Raw genomic sequence first — 20717 nt, 5'->3', positions numbered from 1 at the left:
GAATGTTGTTCATGTTCAGAATAGCGTACGCCAGGCGGTTTATCAATTGCCATCCCGCTGAGTCTCTCGGCTACCGAATGGCGTTGTTGAATTCGGTGGAGGCGTCGCCGGTCAGTGCGGCAAAGAAGGTCAGCCAGTCCGAGGTGCCGTTGGGGCGGCCGTTGGGGTTCCAGATGTCCATGTCGGTGCTGCTCGGGGCGTTGTCGCCGCCGGCGAGGTAGGCGCCGGGGTCGACGCGGCCGAGTCCGCCGCTGGCGTTGAGTTGGGTGATGGCGTCGAGGCAGTCTTCCGGGTCGTCGGGCAGGAAGTTCAGCGGCAGGCCGAGGGCATTGGCGAGCAGTTGTTGCCGGGCGGCGCGCACGGCCGCGGGGCGGCCGACGGCGACATTTTCGTCGAACAGGCCGACAGCCAACGAGCTGTCGAAGGTCAGGCCGCGTCGCCACAGGTGAGTGCTGCCGGTGAGCATCAGGGCGTCGTCGACGATCACGCTGGTGCTGGCCAGGTAGCCGGGTCGGCCGGGGCCGGCCACGGGGGAAAACAGCTGCACGCGGTCGCTGCCCGCCGTGCGCAGGGCACTCAGGGCGGCGCGTACACCGGCGCTGCGCACGTCCTCCAGCTTGGCCGTCTGGTCCGGCAGGTATTTTTCCGGCACGCACAACAGCACGCGCAGTTCAGGTCGCTCGGCCCAGTGGGCCTGGATGGCGCCGAGCAGGTCGATACCACCGGGGCTGGCGGTCATGGCATCGATGGCCGGTGTCTCCAGGTAGAGGAAATCCTCGGCGCGTTCGATGGCGGCCTGCAGGGCAGTGGCGAAGTGGGCGTTGCCGTCGCGGGTGTTGAGGATCATGCGGTCGAGGGCGGCGGCCAGGGCGTCGTCGTCGAAAGTGTTCGTGTCGATGATGGTATCCAGGTCGACCGGCTGGCCGGTCTGATTCTCCACGGCGGTCTCGATCTGGCTCTTTAGATTGAGCCAGCTCTGGCCGGGCTGAAAGCCGGGGTTGTTGGCGAGTAGTGCGCGAATGGCGGCATCGCCGGCCACGCCGTAGGTGCCGGTTTCCAGCACAGCCGCCCAGGTGGTGGTGCCGCCCGGGTCCGGGGTGGCGGTGACCGGTACGCTGGTGTGGGTGACGAAGTCGAGCAGGTTGTCGGCGCGTCGCTCCGCCATGGGCTGACGCAGGGCATCGGCGGCGGGGCCGGCCAGGGCCGCGCCGGGGCCGTGGATTTCCGCGGCGGCGGGCACGCCGGGGTGACCAAGCTGCATGGGCGGTGACTCGTGGTAGGCGGCGCGCCCCGGTGTGGCACCGATGACGCCGCTGGCCCCCTCGGCATCGTAGGCGGCCAGTTCGCGGCGCTCCTGGGAGGGAGCCGGACGGCCCATGGTCGCCACTTCGCTCAGGCCATTGCGCTCGCGCTTGACCAGAGTGGCCGCGCTGCCGGCCGCTTCGAGGTCGCCGTCCGGGGTCTGGCCAAAGGCGGGGGTGGTGATGACCAGCGTATCGCCGGCGCTCGCGGCATTGGGCAGGGTACTGGCGGCCAGGTCGCTGGCGTCGAGGCTGGCCAGGTCGACCCGTTGCGGGGCGGCGTTGGCATCGTCGGGAATGGCCAACAGAGTCTGGCCACTGGCGTACTGGCCGGTGCCACGGTTCATGGCCGCGCCCTGTTCGCACAGCCACAGCGTGATGCCGGCGGGGATGTCGGGCGGGGCGGCCAGGCTAAACTGGCTGCCGTCGATGGTGGCCGGGCGGTCGAAGCGCAGCTCGGGGTAATAGCGGCTCTGGCCATCGGCAATGACCAGCGCATCGCAGGAAAGCGGCACCGGGTCGGCATCCGGCGCAGTGGGGGCCGCGGCGCCGTCCGGCACCGCCGCTACCAGCCAGGCATCGCCATTGGCATCGGCCAGCGCGGCGCCACCGTGCTGGCGGAAGCGGCGGCCGCTTTGTGTATCCAGCCCGTGAGTCCACAGGCGCACCCAGCCACCCGGGGGCAGCGAGCCCTCGAAGTGCACGGCCACGCGCTGCTCGGCGACCGAGCCACCGGCGGAGGTCTGACCTTCGCCGGCCAGGGCGCGCACGCTGAAGTCGAGCGCATCTGGCAGGTCGTCGGTGCCGAAGTCCGCCGGCGGGGTGGTCTGGCCCCACAGCCGGTCCATGACCGGTGCCATGGCGATGCCGTTGGCGGCGGCGTCGAGCGTGGTCATGATCTGACCGGTGACGGCGTCGCTGGTGGCCAGAACGGGGTTGGCGGCGGTGTTGCGCGCCGCGCTTAGGCGCTGGCGCGGGTCGGCCTGGGGCGTGCCGGCTGTTCGTGCCAGGCCGACGATGTGTTTTTCGATATCGACACAGGAGATGCGCAGGAAGTCGCGGGTAATCCCGGCAGGGAAGCTGCCGCCGGTCCAGCCGGCGAAGGGCGTTGCCGTGGCCGGTGGCGCGTAGTGGCCGAGCGGCAGGGCGGCCAAGCGCGGCAGCGGGGCGCTGTCGGTATCGGCATCGGCCGCCTCGGTCAGCGTGATGGCCGGGTTGGCGTCGGCCTGGTAAAGCGCTGTGGAATCGTCGGTCCTGTTGAGGTCGTTGAGATTCAGGCGGTTGAGCAGCGGTGGGTCGATTGGGCCTTCGTGGGCATTGGTGAGGTGCACCACGCGACCGGCCGTGACTGCCGCGGTGAGTGGCTCGGTCTCTTCGTCGTCGGCCCACAGATTGCCCCAGTTATCTGGTTGGGCCATGAAGGTCCACCAGTTGGCTACCGCGCCGGGGTCCAGCGGGCGGCCGCGGTAGTCGAAGCACCACAGGTTGACGTTCAGCGCGGTGCCGCTGCGGTTCTGCAGTGCCACGGCGCTGGGCGTCTCCGGTTGGCGCAGCTCGTGCACGGGTTCTTTGGCATTGGCCAAGCCAGCGCTGCTGTCGAGGCCGAGAAAGGCCGCCTTGTCGGCGTCGCTGCTGAGATCGGCCGGCAGATCGGCCCCGCGCAGGTTCTCGATATCGGCCATGCTGGCGGCGCTGGCGGCGGGCACTTCCATGGCCAGCCAGCGCACCCTTGGGCGTGCCGGCTGGTTGGCCGGCGGCGCGGGGCTGCCATCGGGCGACGGGATGATCTGGCTGAGCGACCACAGCCGCAGCTCGGCTTCCGGCAACAGCGTCAGCAGCACCACCAGGTTGCCGTCGGTGAAGGCATGGCTGCCGTCTTCCTTCCGCAGACCGCGCAGGGCCGGCGGCCGTGGGTCGCTGGCAAACAGGTAGGAACGTGTGGCAACCGCTGGCGTACGCCACTGCATATCGGTGCCCAGCGACAGTGGTAGCGACAGGTCGGCGTCGGGCAGTGGCAGCGTCGGCAGGGTGACGTTGGTGTCGCTGTGCCGGAACCAGGGGCCCAGGGCCGGGGAAGAAAGGCCGAGTGTATCGGGGGCGGGGACGAGATCGACCATGAGATTGTGCTCCTAGGTGACGACCGCCAGACCGGGTTCGCTGGCGCGACCCAGGGGGTCGATCAGTTCGACCCGGTATTCGGTACCCACCGGCACCGGCGTGCTGTCGCTGGCTTCATCGTGGATGACGAAGGGCCCGCTGCCGCTGATGGTTTCATCGCGCAGCAGCTCCAGGGGGGCGCCGCTTGCCAGGCGTCGCGACAGCCGTAGCCGGTAACTGCCGACGCTGCCGCCGGAGAGCTCATCCGGGTGGCTGAAGGTGATCTGCACCCGGCTGCGGTCGCTGCCGGAGGGTTGGCCCTGCACATCATCGATGCTGGGTGGCGCCGGTGGCTGATCCGGCAGCAGCACCAGGCTGAACGGGTCCGAAGGCCGGCTCCACAGGCCGGGCACGGCCTGGCCGGCGGCCTCGGAGCCGGACTCCGGTGCGCCCTGCACCTCGGCGATCCAGCTATAGCGCACCCAGGGGCGCAGCCGGGCGTGGGCGGCGATCTGCACCGGGCCGTCGTCGCGGTAGATTGATTGCTGGCGGCCGCTGGCCTCGTCGACCTCGCCCATGGTCCCGGTGGCGACGATGGGCACACTGGCCAGCGTCTGGGTGCTTACCGAGCTGCGGCGCAGTCGCCAGTTCAGCCCCTGGGTGGTGCCGGTCAGCAGGTTGATCGTCACCTCGGCCACCAGCGGGTTTTCGCCGGCCTCGGCGGCCACCGGCGTGACCTGCACGGTGGGGCGCGGCGGCGGGTCGGCATTGGGCACGCCATAGACGATCATCGGCACATCGCTGAGCACCGGCTTGGCGCCGCTTTCGGCCTCGGCCGCGACCTTGTAAAAGTTGAGAACCCGCAGGCTGCCGGAAACCGCATGACGAAAGCCCCGTTCGCCGGAGTTGAAGGCCACGTTGACCTCACGCAGGCGCTCGAACAGGAAGTCGGGGAACAGCACCTCGTTGGCGCGAAAGATGGTGGCGCGGGCGGCGGCGTTGTCGGCGGCATCCAGGTCGTCGAGCAGGTCCTGGCGGTTGAGCTCGCCGAGGTGGCTGCGCAGCCGGTTTTCGTCGCTGTAGTAGACGCCGAAATGGTGCTGGCCCGGCTGCGGGCTCCAGCGGTATTCCACCCAGCACAGGCCGGTCACGTCCGGTCGGGCGGCGTATTGCAATTCGTCGGGCACCGGCACGGGCGCGGGTGGGCGCGGATCGACCAGCCGCAGGGTGGTCGGCGTCGACACCTCGGACTGGCGGCCCTGGGTATCGATCCAGCGGGCCGTCAGCCGCAGGGTGCGCTGCTCGGTGGCGGCGAGGATCGGACCGGTCCAGCGCAGGTCGAGCAGGAAGCGTTGATCTTCGGCGTCGGCATCTTCGTCGGCCGGGTGTACCTGCTTGTCGGCTTCGGCGGCGTCCAGCGGGGCCAGGCTGCCGTCGACCTCGTCGACGCGGAACACGCGCAGGGTCTGCAGCAGGTGGCTGCCCGGTGCCAGCGACTCGGCATCCGGCACCATGACCTTGACCAGCACACTGCCGCCCTGGGTGGCGGCATCCTCGATGGCCGGCTGGCGGTAGTAGGCCTGGAACTCGGGCCGCGGCGGCAGCGGCCGCTCGCCTTTGCGGTGTTCGCGGCGCGCCCAGTTCGACCAGCGGCCGAAGCGGTCCTGCTCGGCGATGAAGTAGCGGATGGCCTCGGGGCCGGCCTGGCGATCGGCGACGAAGCCAGTGCCGGGTTCCGGGTTCGGGGGCTGGGTGCCGTCATCGCTGTTCAGCGCCAGCACCAGCGGCAGGTGAAAACCGTCGGTGTTGGCCTTGTTCAGTGGCCGGTAAACGGCACCGGGCGCGGAGGCCGGCGCTCGCTTGCCGGCGGCCAGCAGGCCTCCGACGCGGCTCTTGTGGACATCGATGATCACTTCGCGGCGTGCGGTCGGCGGCGTTTCCGGCAGCCAGTTGTCGCGCAGGGGTGTCGATTCCTCCGGGGCTGGCAACTGCGGCGGGCGCAGCGGGTCCAGCGGGGCGCCGCGGTCGGCAATGGCAATGCTGGAGACGCCGAAGTAGCGCTCGTGATCTTCCAGTTTTTTCAGCGCCTCGGTATTCACGCCCGCCAATGGGTCGCGTTCGGTGGCGTGGGTGAGGGGTGGATCCTCGCCCTTGTGGCCGAGCAGCAAGGTCAGTGTTTTCAGCAGATTGTGGCGCGACCAGTGGCGGTGCTGTGGTGGTAATGCATTGATCATGCCCTCGACCAGAAAGTCTTCGACGGGCCGCTCGTCCTGGCGTCGGCTGGGTAGTGGTTCGGCGAAGAAGCCGAACACGCGGTAGAAGACCACCCGCTCCTCGTTTTCCTGGTAAGTATCGTCGCGCCATTTGTAGCCGAGCCGGCTGGCGGTGCCGGGGTCGGCCAGCATCTGCAGAACCCGGCTCAGGCGGCTGATGGTACTGGCGCCGACTTTCTTGCCATGCGCATCGAAGAAGTCTGCGTCGACCCACTGGTCGTGTTGTGACTGGCTCAGGTCGTTGATCAGTGGCTCCAGGTCGGTCACCGCCGTGGCACTCAGCGACTCCACCCGTTTGCGTTCGAAGTTGGCGTCGGCCAGCGGTGCCGCCGCCGGGGCCGGCGTATTGTGGGTTTCCTGCAGCGGACGGCGCTTGGGGGCCTGCTCGGCAACGCGTTGATCGGCCCGTGTCAGGGCGTCGTGGATCGGCAAGTAGCGTGCGCCGCCTTCATGGGGCAGGTTCATGATGGCGTAGGGTTCGTATTCGAGCCGCTGCTCGTCTTGCGCCTCGATCCAGCGCACCCCGCCCACACGTCCCCAACCGGTGATGCGAATCCGGGTAATGCCGGGGCCGGAAAAGGCATAGCGATACGCGGAGCGGCGCCCGATTGTGGCCGGCCCGGCGGCGGAGTCGACGAAGGCCTCGCAGGTCAGTTTGCGGTTGCGCCTCAGCAGGTCGGGGTCGATCTCGGGAATCCGCCAGCGCTCGCGGTCGAAGAAGGGCAACGGGCGGCGTGTGAAGCGCTCGGTAAAGCGGTTATCGGGAAGTGTTGGCCGCGAGCCCCCCGGTCGTACCACGCCGGGACGCGGGCGTATCGGATTGAACGGGATCGGGTTGAACGGGATCGGCTCGGCATCGGTGACCGGCGGCGCTGGGTCGCCAGGCTCCTGCGGCTTGAGCTCAGCCATCGACTGCGCCTCGACCTGGGCCCAGAGGCAGGTCTCGCCCGCCGCCAGGCTGATCACCGCGGTGACCGGGCTTTCCGGGGTGACGTTGAAGGGCGGCAGCAGCTCCTGCTGGTTGTCGCTGTCGATGTTGAGGTAGAAGCGTACATCGTTGCGCGTGTTGAGCCGCTTGAGGTTGTCGACCGAGGCGCGCGCCACCAGGAAGGGCGCCACCGGCAGGCCCAGCAACGGATGATGGTTCACCCGCAGGTGATTGCCGGGTTGAGCATGTGGCTCGTCGGTGTCGACCGGCAGCGCATGGGCATTGAACAGGTACGGCGTTACGAAGTCGCTCATCAGAAGCCCTCCCGTTCCATGATGGCCGGCCGATGGCTCAGGCGCCGGCGGCCGCTCAGCACGCCGTCGCTGGTATCCATGTCGAGGCGCAGCGTGTAGCTGCCGGTCGCCAGCGTGAAGGGGCTTTCGGCCTTGAGAAATATCCGCGTGCGGCGCTCGTTGCTGCGATGTATGGCAAGGCTGTGGCCCTCCACCTCGGCATGGCGCACATCGCAACGGGTGACGAGCTCGGCTCGGTCGTCGTCCTGCAGCACGCTGGTGGTGCGCATCAGCGGCTCGAGGCTGTCGACCAGCAGGCCCTCGATGCGCCACTGGGCACCGTCCTGGCGCCAGACCACGTAGCTGGCCGACGTAACGGTCGGCAGCGGCAGGGTATCGGCCTCCATGTCACGCAGCAGCTCGTCGAACAGGCTGTCGGAGACTTCTTCCGCGCCACCGGGCAGGGTCGCGCCGGCGGGCAGGATGATGTCGTCCGGCCGGTACGGCGCCGGGTCGCCCGGGTAATAGCCCAGGTGTTCCAGCAATTGCCGCGGGTTGGCGTAGCGCGAGGTGACAAAACGCGTGGCACTGACGGTGGGCGCATCGCTCGCCTCGCTGCTGGCACCCAGGCGCGGCGCGACCAGGCTGAAGTCGTACATGGCCTGTGGCTCGAGCGGGAACCGGGCGTGCAGCGAGGCGCCGCCGACGACGGGGGCGTCCGGCAGGCAGGGTGCTGCCGCGGCGGCCGCGTTGATGCGCTGATAGCCGGGCTCGAGCAGTTGCGGCGGGCTATGGCTCCAGCCGAGCTCGCCGGGAAGCGGCGCCAGCAGGCCCGGCAGGGGCTCGGCCGCGGGCCGCGGTGCAGGGTCGGTGCGGCGCACGTTGAGGCGCAGCTCGCGGCCATAGAGCTCGGCAAGCTGTTGCATGTGACCGGCGTCGAAATGCACCCACAGAGCGTCGTCGAGGAAGTGGCAGGCGCGGCCATCCGCCGGCTCCACGGCGCTCAGGTGGCGGCCGATGTCGCGCACATCGAAGAGGTGCTCGTTGAGGCCATCCTGCGGGCTGTTGTCGGCCGGCTGCTCGTCGGCAATGGCGAAGTGGAAGCGCTGCGGCGCCGCGGCCGACGTCCACTGGTCGCTCGGCGGCGTGGACGGTGGCTCGTTGGTGCCATCCTCATTGGCTTGCCAGGCCTGCCACGACCACTGGACTTCCAGCTCGTATTCTTCCCCGGGTTCGAGCACCAGGGCACGGCGCTGATCGGGCGGCTGGCCGGCCTGGTCCTCGGTGTTGTTGCGGCGGCGCTCGCGATTTTCGGCATCGTTCTGCCGGCGCTCCACCATGACCTGGTCGGTACCGCAGACGGCCAGCACACTGACCTGCTTGCCCGGCGGCGCGTGGATCTGGAAGCCGTTCCAGGGGCCGGCAGCGTCGCTGGCCGGGTTGTACTCGATCACCTGGCAGCGCCGGCCCTTATCCCGATGCTCATCGAGGACGCGGCCGGGCCACTGGGCATCCACGTCTTCGCCGACCATGCCGCGCACCAGTGTCTGCGTCGGTGCCGTGTCGCTACGCCCGCTGATGAAGGCCGCCAGTGATGCTCCGGCCGGGCCGTCGGGCTTGAGGGCGTCGATGGCCGCGGCGTGAGTGGCATGGGTGAGCGGCGGAGCATCGGTGCTGACCTTCTTCTGGAGCGGGCGGCAGCACAGGCGCAGCAGCACCGCTTCGCCGGCACCGCCGGCCAGCTTCACATGGCTGATGTGGCCCGCGTCGCCGGCGTCGAGCAGCACACGGTGAGCCTGGCGCTGGTCGGGTGGCGTCTGGCCGCCGGCGACGCTATTGCCGTCACTGTCATACGCCTCGGCCTTCACCGGTCTGTTGTTGAACAGCATGATCCACAGCTCGACGGCACGGCAGCGGTTGGGCAACTCGATGTGCAGGCCGGAGTCGGGGAAGTTGATCTCGGCGCTTCTGTCGCTGCCGGGCACGGGTGTTGGCCCGTTCTGGTCGACGGCATCGACCAGGCGCAGTGGCTCGCCATCCCGCAGCGGCGTGAAACGGATATTGCCGTGTTCGAGGACCTTCAACGGCTCGCGGTGCGGTTTGAGGTGCAGGAAGGACTCGCACGTCTGGTCGTCGGGTTCATCGCCCTCGGCCGTTGCCGTGAAGCAGAAGCCGAACAGCACGGCGCGCAGGCCGCCGCTCACCTGCACGCGGGCAATGCCCTCCGACGCGTTGAGGTGTGCCGTGAGGGGAACATTGACCGGCCCGCTGACGGTGTCGCTGGCCACGCTGCGGCCATTGGCATCCAGCGCACGAACCTGGAGATCGGCCTGGTCGAACTTCATCAGCCGCAGCTCGATCTGCAGGCTCGGCGACGGCAGGCGCAATTCGATACCGGCTTCGGGGAGGATGATATCGGTCTGCTGATCCTGGCCGGGGCGGAAGCGCTCGGCGTCGACTGCATCGTTCAAGACGAACGGCTGGTTGGGGTCGATGGCGACCACCTCGATGCCGTCGATGCGGGTGCGGGTGCTCTTGCCGCTGGGGCGCAACTGGCCGAAGTCGATGCATTGCTTTTGCGTGCGGCCGGGCTGGCCGGGTGCATCACAGACCAGCAGGGTGACGCGCGGCCTGGCCAGCTCACGGTCGAAGCGGGCTTCCCAGGGTAGCGGCAGGGCCAGTTGGCCGCCCTCGACGCTGCGCTGGGCCGAGGGCAGCCGATAGCCGCGTTGCAGCGCGGTGCCGGCGACGCTGACCGGGAACGGCAGCGACTGTAGTCGGCCCGGGATCAGGTGGGCGGCGAAATGGCTCAGCAGGGTCTGCAGGTCGCGGCGCCGGTAGACACTGCCGCCGCTGCGCAGCAGCGGCTCGGCCGTCAGATGGAAATGGCTCGGGTAGGGCGGCTCGGTCCGCTTTTCCTGGCGCAGTTGTACACGCTGCCAGCCGAGCCCGGTGGCGGCACGGCCGAACACGCAGGCACGCCGCGCCTCGGGCACCGGCTCACAGAGATTGCTGACTTCCTCGGCCGGGTCGCCGGCCAAGCCGTCGCCGGCGTCATCGCCCGGCAGGTTCAGCACCCAGTTCCACGGGTTCCAGTCGAGCAGCTTCAGGTTGGGCCCTTCGTGCTCGCTGGGCTCCGGGTTGTCGGCCTCGCTGACCGGTTGGCGGTAGGGGCTGCTCATCCACACCGATTCGAGCTGGGCGCCTTCGCCGACCAACAGGTCATCGCGCTTGCGGCGCAGTTGCAGGCTGTCGAGCCGGTAGGCGTACTTGAGACGGCTGCTGCCGAACCAGCGCGGCGGGGCCTGGGCATCGCCGGGGTCGAACTGCGCCGATCCTCCCAGGCCGTTGGCAATGAAGTGGCTGAAATGCAGCACCGGCGCGGTATCCGGCCAGACGGTATGGTTGTCGTCCGGCGAAGCACCCTGGTTGATGCCTTCCTCGTCGAGGTCGAACAGCGGTTCGGCGGCAATCGCCGTGCCGATCGGCGCGGCCGTGCCCATGATGCGGTCGCGCCGGTCGGTCAGCGAGACCGAGGCGATCGGCGGCTCGGGTTCCGGTGGCGTCAACGCTTCCAGGTTGTCGCCGATGCTGACGCCGACACAGCCCTTGATGGAGAAGAAGAACAGATCGACCTCGCCGCAGAATTCGCCGTCCAGGCGCAGCAGGGCGCTCTGGTCCGGTGGGTCGAGGTAGGTCAGGATCAGCTCGCCGCGGGCGGAGATCGACAGCACCACCAGATCCAGCTCGCCGGCGACGAACACGCCGCCCTTGATCAGCAGCGGCTTGGTGCCGAAGCCGACCAGCACCTTGGCCGAGGCCGAGAGACTGATCGGCCCGGCGCTCCAGTCGATGCCCCAGCCGGCGCCGAAGCCCACCGCGAAGCCGTCGAAGGAGAAGCGCGAATCCCCGCCCAGTGATTCCAGGCCGCCCTGCTCGATCATCAGGTAGGCCCAGGCCTGCACGTTCAGCGTGTCGGGCAGCAGTTTCAGCGTGATGGGTTCGCCGTGTCGGCCGAATTCTGTCTGGCCATCGCAGCCGAGGCGCACGAAGGTGCCGTCGCCGTCGTAGGGGAAGTAGGCGCCGAACGGCACCTTGACCTCGAGCACCTTGGGAATCTTGTACTGAGCCGAGACGGCCACGGTGACGGCCTCGTCGTCGATGACGATCAGCCCGGTAATCGCCCCCTCCGACGAGCCTTCGTCGCTGACCGTGGTGTTCGGCACCTCGATGACCTTGACGTCGACGCCGAGGATCACCTCCGGGTCGGGGAAGCCGACCACCACCATGCCCGAGGCCGAGAAGCAGAAGCTGACATCGGGCAGCGTGCCGACCACCACACCCACGCCCAGCGCGTACTGGCCCTTGAGTGCCCGGTATTTGTCTTCCGGGCGCTCGCCCCACCAATCCAGCTCGCGGCCGACCGGGTCGTCGGTTTCGGCGGGGGTGTCGCGCTCGCCGTTCATCACGAACATGCCCTTCATGCCGTACAGGGCGGCGCCGGTCTGCAGCAACGGCAGGGGCGTGGAGAACTGAACGCCCACGGCCAGGCTGAGGAAGGTGTATGGTTCGTCGTTGGGGTCGGTCTCCTGGGAGAGCGCCAGGGCGGCGCTGGCCTTGAGATCCAGCGGGATGATGTCGGCATCGACCCCGGCGCGAATCAGGCCGCCATCCTCGATGCGCAGCCGACCCTCGCCGGTGAGCACGGCCGGTACGTCGGCCTTGAGCACGAAGCCGCGCAGCTCGAAAGTCGGCAGCGGGCTGCCGTCCTCGAAGGTGAGCCGGATGATGGCCTCGGAGATTTCCACCACGCCGATGTTCAGGGCCACGGCGATGCGCCCCTCGATCCACAGCGAGCCGCGGCCCATGGCCACCTCGACGATGCGCAGCAGGTTGCCGAGCACGCCGTCGATCTGCCACTTGCCGGGGTCCTCGATCTCCATGCTGCTGGTATCGAAGGCCAGGCCGATCTTGTCCCAGCCCTCCTGCGAGTTGTCGAACTCGAAGCCGACGCCCTTGTAGCGAATCTTCATCGGCCGGTCGGCGGCGGTCCTGATGCCGAGTGCGCCGCCATTGATGTGCAGCGTGCAGGTGTAGTCGCTGGTCAGCTTGACCTGGTAGTCCGCCGCCGCATCGCTGATGGCACGGGTCTGCGCCTCGGCCTCGACGGCGATCAGCGCGGCCTTGGAGCCGTTGCCGACCAGCGGGTCGCTGCCGCCCAGCGGCACATCGGCAAAGGCCGCCGCGGCGATCAGCGCGGCGACGCGGGCGCCGGCTTCGACCATCTCGGTCTCGGAATCGACGCCGGAAAGCAGCATCGGCCCGAAGGCCAGCGCCGCGGTCAGGTTCTTCTGCTCAGTGGATACCAGGCCGTCCGGATCGCCGTCGGAGCGGATGCCGAGCGTGGTGCGCGTGAAGCCGGTACGCACATCGTGGATCCACTGGGCGTGGATAGTCAGCGTCTCGCGCGACAGCTCGGTGGGCTGGCCGCCGACATCCGGCAGCGGCAGCTCGGTGGGCGACCAGACGAATTCGGCTTCGGCCAGCGTCGGCACCGCATCTTCCCAGCGGGTGACCGTGGGGCTGTCCCAGACGAAGCGCAGCTTGACGCGGTAGTCGATGGCGGCGGCCTTGGGCGGTACCGCGGCCGGGTCGCGACCCGGTGCCGGCACCAGCGAGCGGCGCAGGGTGGCGCTGTCCCCCGGGTTATCGGGCGTTTGAATCTCATCGTTCTCCGGGGTGCCGCCAATCGCGTAGATATCGGCCCGACGGTAGGCCTGGCGTTTCGGCTCATAGGGATGCGCCGAATCGTGCTCCATCTCCCAGCCGTTGCGCTCCAGCTGGTGGCGAATCAACCAGCCCAGCGCGAAGGCGGAGTCGCCGAAGGCTTCCGATTTCTCGGCCGGGGCGAGGCCGATGTCGGCGCTCTCTTCCAGGCTGTCGCCGTCACTGTTGGCCGCATCCCAGTCGCTGTGCTCACCGCGGCGCACGATCCGGCTGCTCTCGATCGCCGTCCGGCCAGAGGTGGGCGTGGTCAGGAACTCATGGGCCTTGTCGGCGCGGTCGCGGGCCAGAGTGATATTGCCCTGGGCCGCCGCGGGGCCGGGCTCGTCAAAGTTCAGGTCATCGGTACGGCCGATGATCAGGAAATCGGCGCCGGGGTACTTGCTGGCCCAGTCGAGCAGTTGCTGATGGATATTGGCCGCGCCCGACGCGCTGTGGACGCCCTTGGGGGTGTGCTCGCCCCAGCTCAGCGGATTGTTCTTCTCGAACTCCATGAGGATCTGCACATGGCGATCGTCGCGGATGTTCTCGGCTGGCGGCGGGCTGCTGCCATCGCCGATGACCACCCGTGCCAGGCCGTCGCTGGGCACACTGACACCGGCCGGGGAGGCGTCGAGCATGGCGCTGACCAGCCGGTCGGTGAAGTCGCCCTGGGCGTGGAAGTCCGAGAGATCGAAGGTTTTCTCGACCTCGACCAGGTCCAGCGGGGTGCTGGCGTCGGCGGCATCGAAGACGCCGTTCTCGCAACCGATCAACAGCGGCGTACGTTCGGTCAGCTTGAGATGCAGGCGCGCCACCCGATGGCCCTTCTCGCCATCGACCTTCTCGCGCAGACGCACGAAGAGGTGGCCGTCACGGTCCGCCGAGAGCCCGGTCAGGTCGGGGCTGAAGGTGGCCCCCGTGGCACTGCTGCCATTGGCCTCGATGCTCCAGTCGAATTCGCTCGTGCTCGGGTCGCCGGCGTGGGAGACCGCTTCCAGGATCAGGGGCTCGATCTCCGCGGTGGTGCCGTTGAGCTGGACGACATTGTCGAGCCGCTCGCCACCACTGGTGATTACGGCAATGCTCGGCGGGTCGCCGGCGGCGATGAAGCGGAAGGTGAACGGCGGGTGCTTGAAGCGCTGCTCCTGGCCGTCGATGGTCAATATCTCGACGGGCTGGACGGTCAGCACCTCATTCTGGCCGACGCTGCCGCTGGAGCTGTCGCCTTCCTCGTCCTCGCGGTCGGGCCAGGTCCAGATGGCGGTCCAGTCCTGCAGGGCGCCGTCGGGCAGGCTGCCATCGTCCGGCGGCGCCGGGGCGTTGAAGCCGGCGCGAAAGTTGACCCGCTCATCCGTGCTGCCTTCGAAGATCACCCGCGGGAAGCGGTCGCTCATGTCGACCGGCCGGTTCTCGCCGCTGGGTTGCTGTTCGAACTGGAAGGTGGCCGGGTCCAGCGCCGTGCGCCCGAACTGCAACTCGAACTCGCCCTGGATGCCGGCCGGTCGGCCGATCAGTAAGTCCTTGACGCCGCCGGACAGATCGCCGACTACCGGCAGGTTGCGCGGCGCGTAGACGGTGGCCTCGCGAATGGCCAGGCCCATCCAGGCCGGCCCCTGATTGCGCTCCAGCACTTCCGCCGGCGAATAGCTGGAAGAGAAGTCGAAGGTCAACTTGCCGACCGACAGGCCGATATCCGACGAGCCGAGGAAAAAGTGCGGCGGGGTGAAGTTCAGCGACACCACGGCGCCGGATTTCAGCGTCGGGTCGAACGGGTCGGGCTGGTCGATGAACAGGAAGTCGACATCGGAACTGCCGGCGTTCTTCTGGAGCCGCAACACCGCCGAGCCGGTGATGCGTACCGTGTCGTTGTCCGGGTCACGCAGCAGATGCCGTGGCGTGGTGCCGGTTTCCTCGACGAACAGGGCCGGCTGCAGGCCGTCGACGCTGAGACTGAAATCGGCCAGGAAGAGATCGAGCTGCCAGGCATCGGGCGCCGGTTCCAGGTTGTCGGCAATGCCCTGGCGCTCAAGCGAGAGCTGGAACGGCATGCCGGTGTGAATCAGCGGTAACGACAGGATGCCGATGCCGACATCAAAGCCCTCGGAATCGGCATCAAGCGACGCATCCAGCGCCTGAATGCGCCCCTGGTGAATGATGGCACCCGGCGAGCGGCGGCTGCTGTGGCCGATGACCGCGAAGCGCCCCACGAAATCCCGCACCGCCTGAGGCAGTACGGACTCGACCTGATCCACCGCGGAGAACAGCTCCAGCAGGGGAATACCAGCATGGCGCGGCATCGGCTTGCCTCTTGTTCTGTCGTGAAGCGAACAGCCTGAAAGTTAATAAAGTTGAAGATAGAAAGCGCCAGCCCATACAGCAAGAAAAGCCTGACAATTAATGTCGATTTATCCCCTTAAGACAAGGATCAAAGCAGCCAGTGACAAGACTTTCACGATGAAAAGCCAACAAGAAAATCAGCAGGATGAGTATATAAACACTGTTCTTTTTGGTGGTGATTCAACGCATTCAGCAAGGTTATTTTTCGTCAATAAACAAACACTGTTTTGTTGGCTGAGCTTTACATCCCGACCCTCCGCGCTGCTCGCCCAGTGCTTGACCTCACCGCCGCGGCTGTATGCCGACGCAACTCGAGAGCCACGCCGCCCAGCAACGCCACCATCATGGGCAATGCGCCGGCGCCAAGGGGCAAGTATGTGATTGACGCGAAACCCCCGCCAATTGAGGGCCTTAGGCAGATTAGACGAATTGCTGAGCTCGGCTTGTCTCCAAACAGTGACAGTATGAGCAAATCGGCTTAAGCTGACCCGAGACGCCAACCAGCAAGGGAACTGCCATGGTCGCTATCATCACCTCCGGGGTTTACCGCGCCCCCTACCGCGACGGCTACCTTATCTCCGCTGATACCGCTCGGAACGGCGAACTCCCTTTGGTGATGGGGACGCTATCCCACGCAAGGCTCGCGCCAGATACAGACAAGGGTGGGGAAAGAGGTAGTGAGGGAACGCCGGGGCAAGTTCAATGGACAGGATCAACCGTGGTATCCAGCGTCTAAGGTTCGCCTAAATATTTGTTATACATAGCTTTTTTTTGCTTCGTGCGCCTTGCGCTTCACTATGCTCGGCGAGTTATTCAGCGTTCCCCTAATACCTGTTAAAGTCATCTGTCACTTGATGGAGTGAATCTGCTAGGATCAGCGCCCTGATTCTCAATGCCTAGAAGGGCTACACGCAGACGGAAGGATAAGGTTCTTGATAAATACTCTATATCCAGCATTTTTTCGTTCAAAAAATCTTATCGAAACTGCTTGGCACGGGACTACGGAAGTTACACGGGACGTGGTTAAGCACTTAGTCGAAGAGCGTGTAATGAATGAGACAGATTCGCTCGCCTATGCGTGTGATCTTGCCTATGAGCGCCTGCTCCTGTCGTCCCGTCCTGAATACGTGTATAAAAATGTTCTTTTGTCGAAAATGGTGTTTGGAAAACATAGTCCAGCTACTACATCTTGGTTATATGAATTTCGAGTTGGTGAGGCGCGTGCAGATGCAGTTTTGATTAATGGAGTTGCAACAGCCTTCGAAATTAAAACAGATCTTGATGACTTTTCCCGTGCTCAGTCTCAGCTAGAGGCCTACTATTCTTGTTTCGACAGAGTTTTTTTTGTTGTTGGAGATGGGCAGGTTAAAAAGGCTCTTCAGTTTTTGCCGGATTATGTAGGGATCTTGAGGCTTTCGAGTAGGTGTCAACTTTCGGAAATTCGAAGAGCTGTATCATACACAAATGGTCTTTCTTCGGAAGCAATGTTTTATCTTTTTAGAAAAAATGAACGTGAGGATCTACAGAAGAAACACGGCATTTTCACCGACCACTTGCCGCCGATAGAACGATATTCTTCGGCCCGTGATGCCGTGTCTTTGATCCACCCGAAAATTATTCAAGAAAATTTGGTCGAAGCGCTCCGAAGACGAGAGCCTGCGACAAAGAAAGCCGCTATTTCTTATAGGTTACCGAACTCATTACGTGCCGCTGCATTCGGTTACAAAATGAGAAATGCCGACTGGTTTCTCCTTGCTTCGAAACTTCGAGAGCCAGCTTCCAGTGCGCTTTAGGTTAAAGCACAGTTATCAACATGGAGAGTAATGATGTACTGGCCATTTTTTCGCTCTAAGCAAGAAGAAATGATTGCGCTAAAAGAGCTTGGGTACCATATGGGTAGTAACCTTTTAGTCCCCATTATCAAGCCACATGACGCGGGGAAACGGGTTGAAGGGCAGATATCTAGGGTTGTACAGACAGGTTTGCGGGCAGCACTTATTATTAATACAAACGAGGGTTCTCCTGTGCCTTCAATCGCACAGATTGTGGCGATGGAAAACAACTTAAAAAATGAATATCCAGATCAAATATTTCCAGCATTGGAGGTACACCCCGGTGTCACGGCTTCTGATGTGAGCTGGTTTTTGACCACCTACAGTGGGCGAACTCAAGTTTTTGTTCATCGGGCACATACCCTTAGTGCTGCGGCTTTTCCCGAAAACGGTGCAATTCATATTTTTGAATCGAATCAGGTATCCCCACACTTTATTTCTGCATTTTCTGCGTCGCGGCGCGTGATTCTTCGTGATGGATTCAATAAGCAACCTGTTAACGGAAACTACCCTCCCGCCTCTTATTTTGACGATTTGGTGTACAGTTATCGAACACATGGTTTCGATGGTTTTGGTGATTTTGCAACCATAGGGGATGTGCCTTATAACACAGGCGGAGGCCAACCGAGTCACGTTGCTCTTCACCTCACAGAACCTCATCAGAATAAAACTTTTCAGTGCCTGCATTTTGTTTCTTCTGTTCCGCCAGAAACCACAGATGTTCAGACGAAGTATTTTGATGCCTTGTCTCAGTTGATAGGGCATACGGGATCGCCAGGTGTAGGTCCATTCAGTACGTTGGGCGTGACTGATTACTGTAACAACTTTGTTGCGGGCACTTTCCCTGGTTTAGGTTCTCCAAAGCGCTGGTCTACAAAACATCACATTCAATTGCTCCATTCTGTTCTTGCTACGTCTTATGCTGCTCCTTGGGTTTAAGGTTTTTATTATAGGATAATGGGTTTTTAAATCGGGTGATTTTTACATGTGTGATCAGTGTCTTGAAAAAGTCCAAGTAAAATCCTTTAAGCACAAGGGCTACGGTAAAGGACACCATTAGATGTCAGAAATCGATGCAGTGCTTCTGATTGATGCTAACAAGTATCTGGACCTTTATCGAACAGATAAAGGTCGTAAGTTACTGGCACCTTTGTCCGAACAAGCATCTCACATTTTCGTTACTCAGCAGATAGTTGATGAGGTGCAGCGAAACAAGCTTCGTGCAGCAGCAGATTTTCTGCGAACGAAGAGTCAAGGCATGAAACTTCATGGCATCAATGTTCCCGATCATTTTTCTGGGTCCGAAAGTGGCAAGAACCAAGAAATTCTTGGCCAAATGAAGGATATCAATAGATCTGTAGTGGCAGTTAATGCTGAGATAGACACCCATACACATGAAATAATGACACAAGTGGCTGAATCTAAAGATGAAGTTTCGAAAGCTTTGGCTCCTATCTTTTCTGAGGCAGTTCAGGCCACTTGCGATGAAATGAAACGGGCACGAGAACGAAAAGAAACCGGAAACCCTCCAGGAAAGGCAAGCGATCCCCTTGGTGATGAAATTACATGGGAACAGGTTCTCAGCCACTTCGAGGGTAAACGACGGCTTTGGATAATTTCACGAGACGGTGATTATGGCACTGCGTTTGGAGGAAGTTTTTTTCTAAATAGCTTCTTGAGATCAGAGATTGATAAAATTGCTAATGAATTCATTGTGCACATATTTGAAGATTTAGTTGAGGGCCTGACGCATTTCGTCGAGACAACGAAAGTTGACGCTACCATAAAACTTAGCCCTGAAGAGATAACGGAAATCGAAACGGAGGAGAGGTCATTACCTCCGGTAGACTCTTCACGCTATTCGTCAACTTCAATTCAATCTGAGTTCTCGCTAGCCGAGCTGGAACGGATTAAGGAGGCAATGGCGCCCTCCGCTGAGATGCAGCGAGTTATGGAGGCAATGCAGCCTACTGCCGAGATGCAACAGGTTATGGAAGCCATGAAGCCTACTGCCGAGGTGCAACAGGTTATGGAAGCAATTAAGCCTAGTGCCGAGATGCAACGGTTTACGGAGGGAATGAAACCTACCGCTGAGATGCAGAGAGTCATGGAAGCAATGAAGCCTAGCGTCGAGATGCAACGGGTTATGGAGGCAATGAAACCTACTGCTGAGATGCAGAGAGTCCTGGAAGCGATGCAGAATATCGATTCAATGCAGCGATCTGTAAACGCATTGAAGCCTTCAGTTCAGAAGCCAAAAGATGAGGATGAATAGAACTTAAGTATGGCTTTTAGGCTGGCTTAACAAGTAAGCTTTACTCGGATATACTGCTCGCTACTCTCCCAGTTTTCTGGTGAGCAGCGCGTTACGTGTCACGAAGAAGGAGGAGTTCGTGTCTGAAGAAGATAAAGAAGTAAAGTCTAACAAGAAGCGAAAAAGACGAGTTGTACCATATCCACTTTGTGCCTTTGAAGAAGTCGTAGACTTTGCGGAGGCGCTGTACGAACTTGGGTCAGGGCATAAAGTTCGACGTGTCACTCTTTTCGACCATATTGGCAAGTCGCCTGATAGCGGCCCATCAAGAACGCTAGTTACTAACTCTAATAAGTATGGCTTGGTTAAGGGCGGGTATCAGGCGGAGCAGCTTGAGCTCACTTCTGAGGCTATTAAAGCTTTCAGCGAATCAAGTTCAGAATATGAAAAAGCACAGGCCAAGATTTATTTAGCAATACTAAATGTTTCGCCCTTTCAGATTCTCTTTGAAAAGTTTTCTGGAAATAAGATGCCAGTTAAGATGGTCCTTGCAGATACGTTAAGAGAAAATGAGATAGATGAAAACGTAATTGATACGATTGTTGATATTTTTGTAGTAAATGCTGAGTATGTTGGTGTTTTGCAAATCCTCGCCGGAGCAGAGAGAATCGTCACAGTAGATCATGCGCTTGAGAAATTATCTAGGTCTCATTCTGCTTTGCCAGTGGTGCACGATGAAGCTACTGCAGAAAGTAATAGAAAAGAGGCTTCTGGAACCGCCACTTCCGGGAGCTCAACTTTCGATACTACCTGCTTCTATATTACTCCAATTGGTGAGGATGATTCTGAAAACCGTAAACACTCTGATCTTTTTCTTGGATCTATTATAGAGCCAGCTATCGAATCTCTTGGTTTGAAGGTTGTGCGTGCCGACGCGATTGATCAGCCTGGTCTAATTACAAATCAAATAATTGAATATATTCTTAGGTCAAAGTTGGTTGTCGCAGATTTATCGTTTAATAACCCCAATGTTTTCTATGAGTTAGCCTTGCGGCATGTTTCAAGATTACCAGCAATACAAATTGTACGTAAAGGCGACAAAATACCTTTCGATATCGGTAATTTTAGGACAATTATTCTTGATTGTGCGGATATATATACGCTGGTGCCTAAGCTTGAAACGTACAAGTCGGAAATCGCTGCACAAGCCAGAAGGGTTATGGATGATCCTGACTCGGTAGAAAATCCGGTAACATCTGTATATCCAACGTTGAACTTGGAGTTACACAAGTGAAAGTATGTAACATGTTTTTCAGTGAGAAAAGCGTTAGGAACCTATGACACATATGGATATCTGTAAAGCCAACATTGCACTGGTTCAGGAAGTGCATGACTTTACGGTCCATGTGTCAGTTGTTCATGAAGGGTCCGTTACGGGCTTTCTTATTTGGCTTTGGCGCCAGTTGGGTAGGCGGCTTAATTACTTGACCGCCCAGACTTTTACTAAGCATCAAGAACATCACGTCACTGGAGCCGGTTTTGAATTGGAGCTTTGACTGGTAGGGCGGAAGGAAGCTATTCCGTTTTTGTTTTAGGCAAAAAGGTTACTTTTTCTTACCCTATTGTTTTGAGTGAT

Annotated in this window: 7 protein-coding genes; 4 read left to right on the top strand and 3 right to left on the bottom strand. The window is 62.0% G+C overall.

Annotated features, from left to right (window positions below):
* Positions 1–70: 70 nt before the first annotated feature.
* The 3 genes from QWY79_RS05240 to QWY79_RS05230 are packed head-to-tail and all read right to left on the bottom strand — an operon-like array spanning position 71 to position 14955.
* Complete coding sequence (locus QWY79_RS05240; protein WP_290270592.1) at positions 71–3418, bottom strand: phospholipase D-like domain-containing protein; 3348 nt, start codon at positions 3416–3418, stop codon at positions 71–73.
* 12 nt (positions 3419–3430) lie between these two features.
* A complete protein-coding gene (locus QWY79_RS05235) occupies positions 3431–6913 on the bottom strand; it encodes a hypothetical protein (RefSeq protein ID WP_290270591.1) in 3483 nt (1160 codons plus the stop codon).
* Positions 6913–14955: a hypothetical protein gene (locus QWY79_RS05230; protein ID WP_290270589.1), complete on the bottom strand. Its 8043-nt coding sequence runs from the start codon at positions 14953–14955 to the stop codon at positions 6913–6915. Before QWY79_RS05230 ends, QWY79_RS05235 begins: the two co-directional genes overlap by 1 nt.
* A 1089-nt stretch (positions 14956–16044) precedes the next feature.
* Here QWY79_RS05230 and QWY79_RS05225 point away from each other — a divergent pair.
* The 4 genes from QWY79_RS05225 (at position 16045) to QWY79_RS05210 (ending at position 20375) form a co-directional block, all read left to right on the top strand.
* The gene (locus QWY79_RS05225) at positions 16045–16788 is read left to right on the top strand and encodes a sce7726 family protein (protein WP_290270587.1); all 744 of its coding nucleotides are present in this window, start codon (positions 16045–16047) and stop codon (positions 16786–16788) included.
* A 33-nt stretch (positions 16789–16821) separates the two neighbouring features.
* A complete protein-coding gene (locus QWY79_RS05220) occupies positions 16822–17766 on the top strand; it encodes a sce7725 family protein (protein WP_290270585.1) in 945 nt (314 codons plus the stop codon).
* Positions 17767–17887: 121 nt separating this feature from the next.
* Entirely contained in the window at positions 17888–19102 is a 1215-nt protein-coding gene (locus QWY79_RS05215; RefSeq protein WP_290270584.1) for a PIN domain-containing protein, read from the top strand.
* Between the two features lie 118 nt (positions 19103–19220).
* Entirely contained in the window at positions 19221–20375 is a 1155-nt protein-coding gene (locus QWY79_RS05210) for a hypothetical protein (RefSeq protein ID WP_290270582.1), read from the top strand.
* The last annotated feature ends 342 nt before the right edge of the window (positions 20376–20717 follow it).

Source organism: Halomonas sabkhae (assembly GCF_030409265.1).
GTDB lineage: Bacteria > Pseudomonadota > Gammaproteobacteria > Pseudomonadales > Halomonadaceae > Halomonas > Halomonas halmophila.
The sequence above is the reverse complement of the archived record's forward strand: the minus strand, read 5'-3'. Positions and strand labels throughout refer to the sequence as shown.

Coding starts and splice junctions, on each gene's coding strand:
- QWY79_RS05220 (WP_290270585.1), top strand. CDS start 16,822: ATGTACTGGCCATTTTTTCGCTCTAAGCAAGAAGAAATGATTGCGCTA.
- QWY79_RS05215 (WP_290270584.1), top strand. CDS start 17,888: ATGTCAGAAATCGATGCAGTGCTTCTGATTGATGCTAACAAGTATCTG.
- QWY79_RS05240 (WP_290270592.1), bottom strand. CDS start 3,418: ATGGTCGATCTCGTCCCCGCCCCCGATACACTCGGCCTTTCTTCCCCG.
- QWY79_RS05235 (WP_290270591.1), bottom strand. CDS start 6,913: ATGAGCGACTTCGTAACGCCGTACCTGTTCAATGCCCATGCGCTGCCG.
- QWY79_RS05230 (WP_290270589.1), bottom strand. CDS start 14,955: ATGCCGCGCCATGCTGGTATTCCCCTGCTGGAGCTGTTCTCCGCGGTG.
- QWY79_RS05225 (WP_290270587.1), top strand. CDS start 16,045: ATGAATGAGACAGATTCGCTCGCCTATGCGTGTGATCTTGCCTATGAG.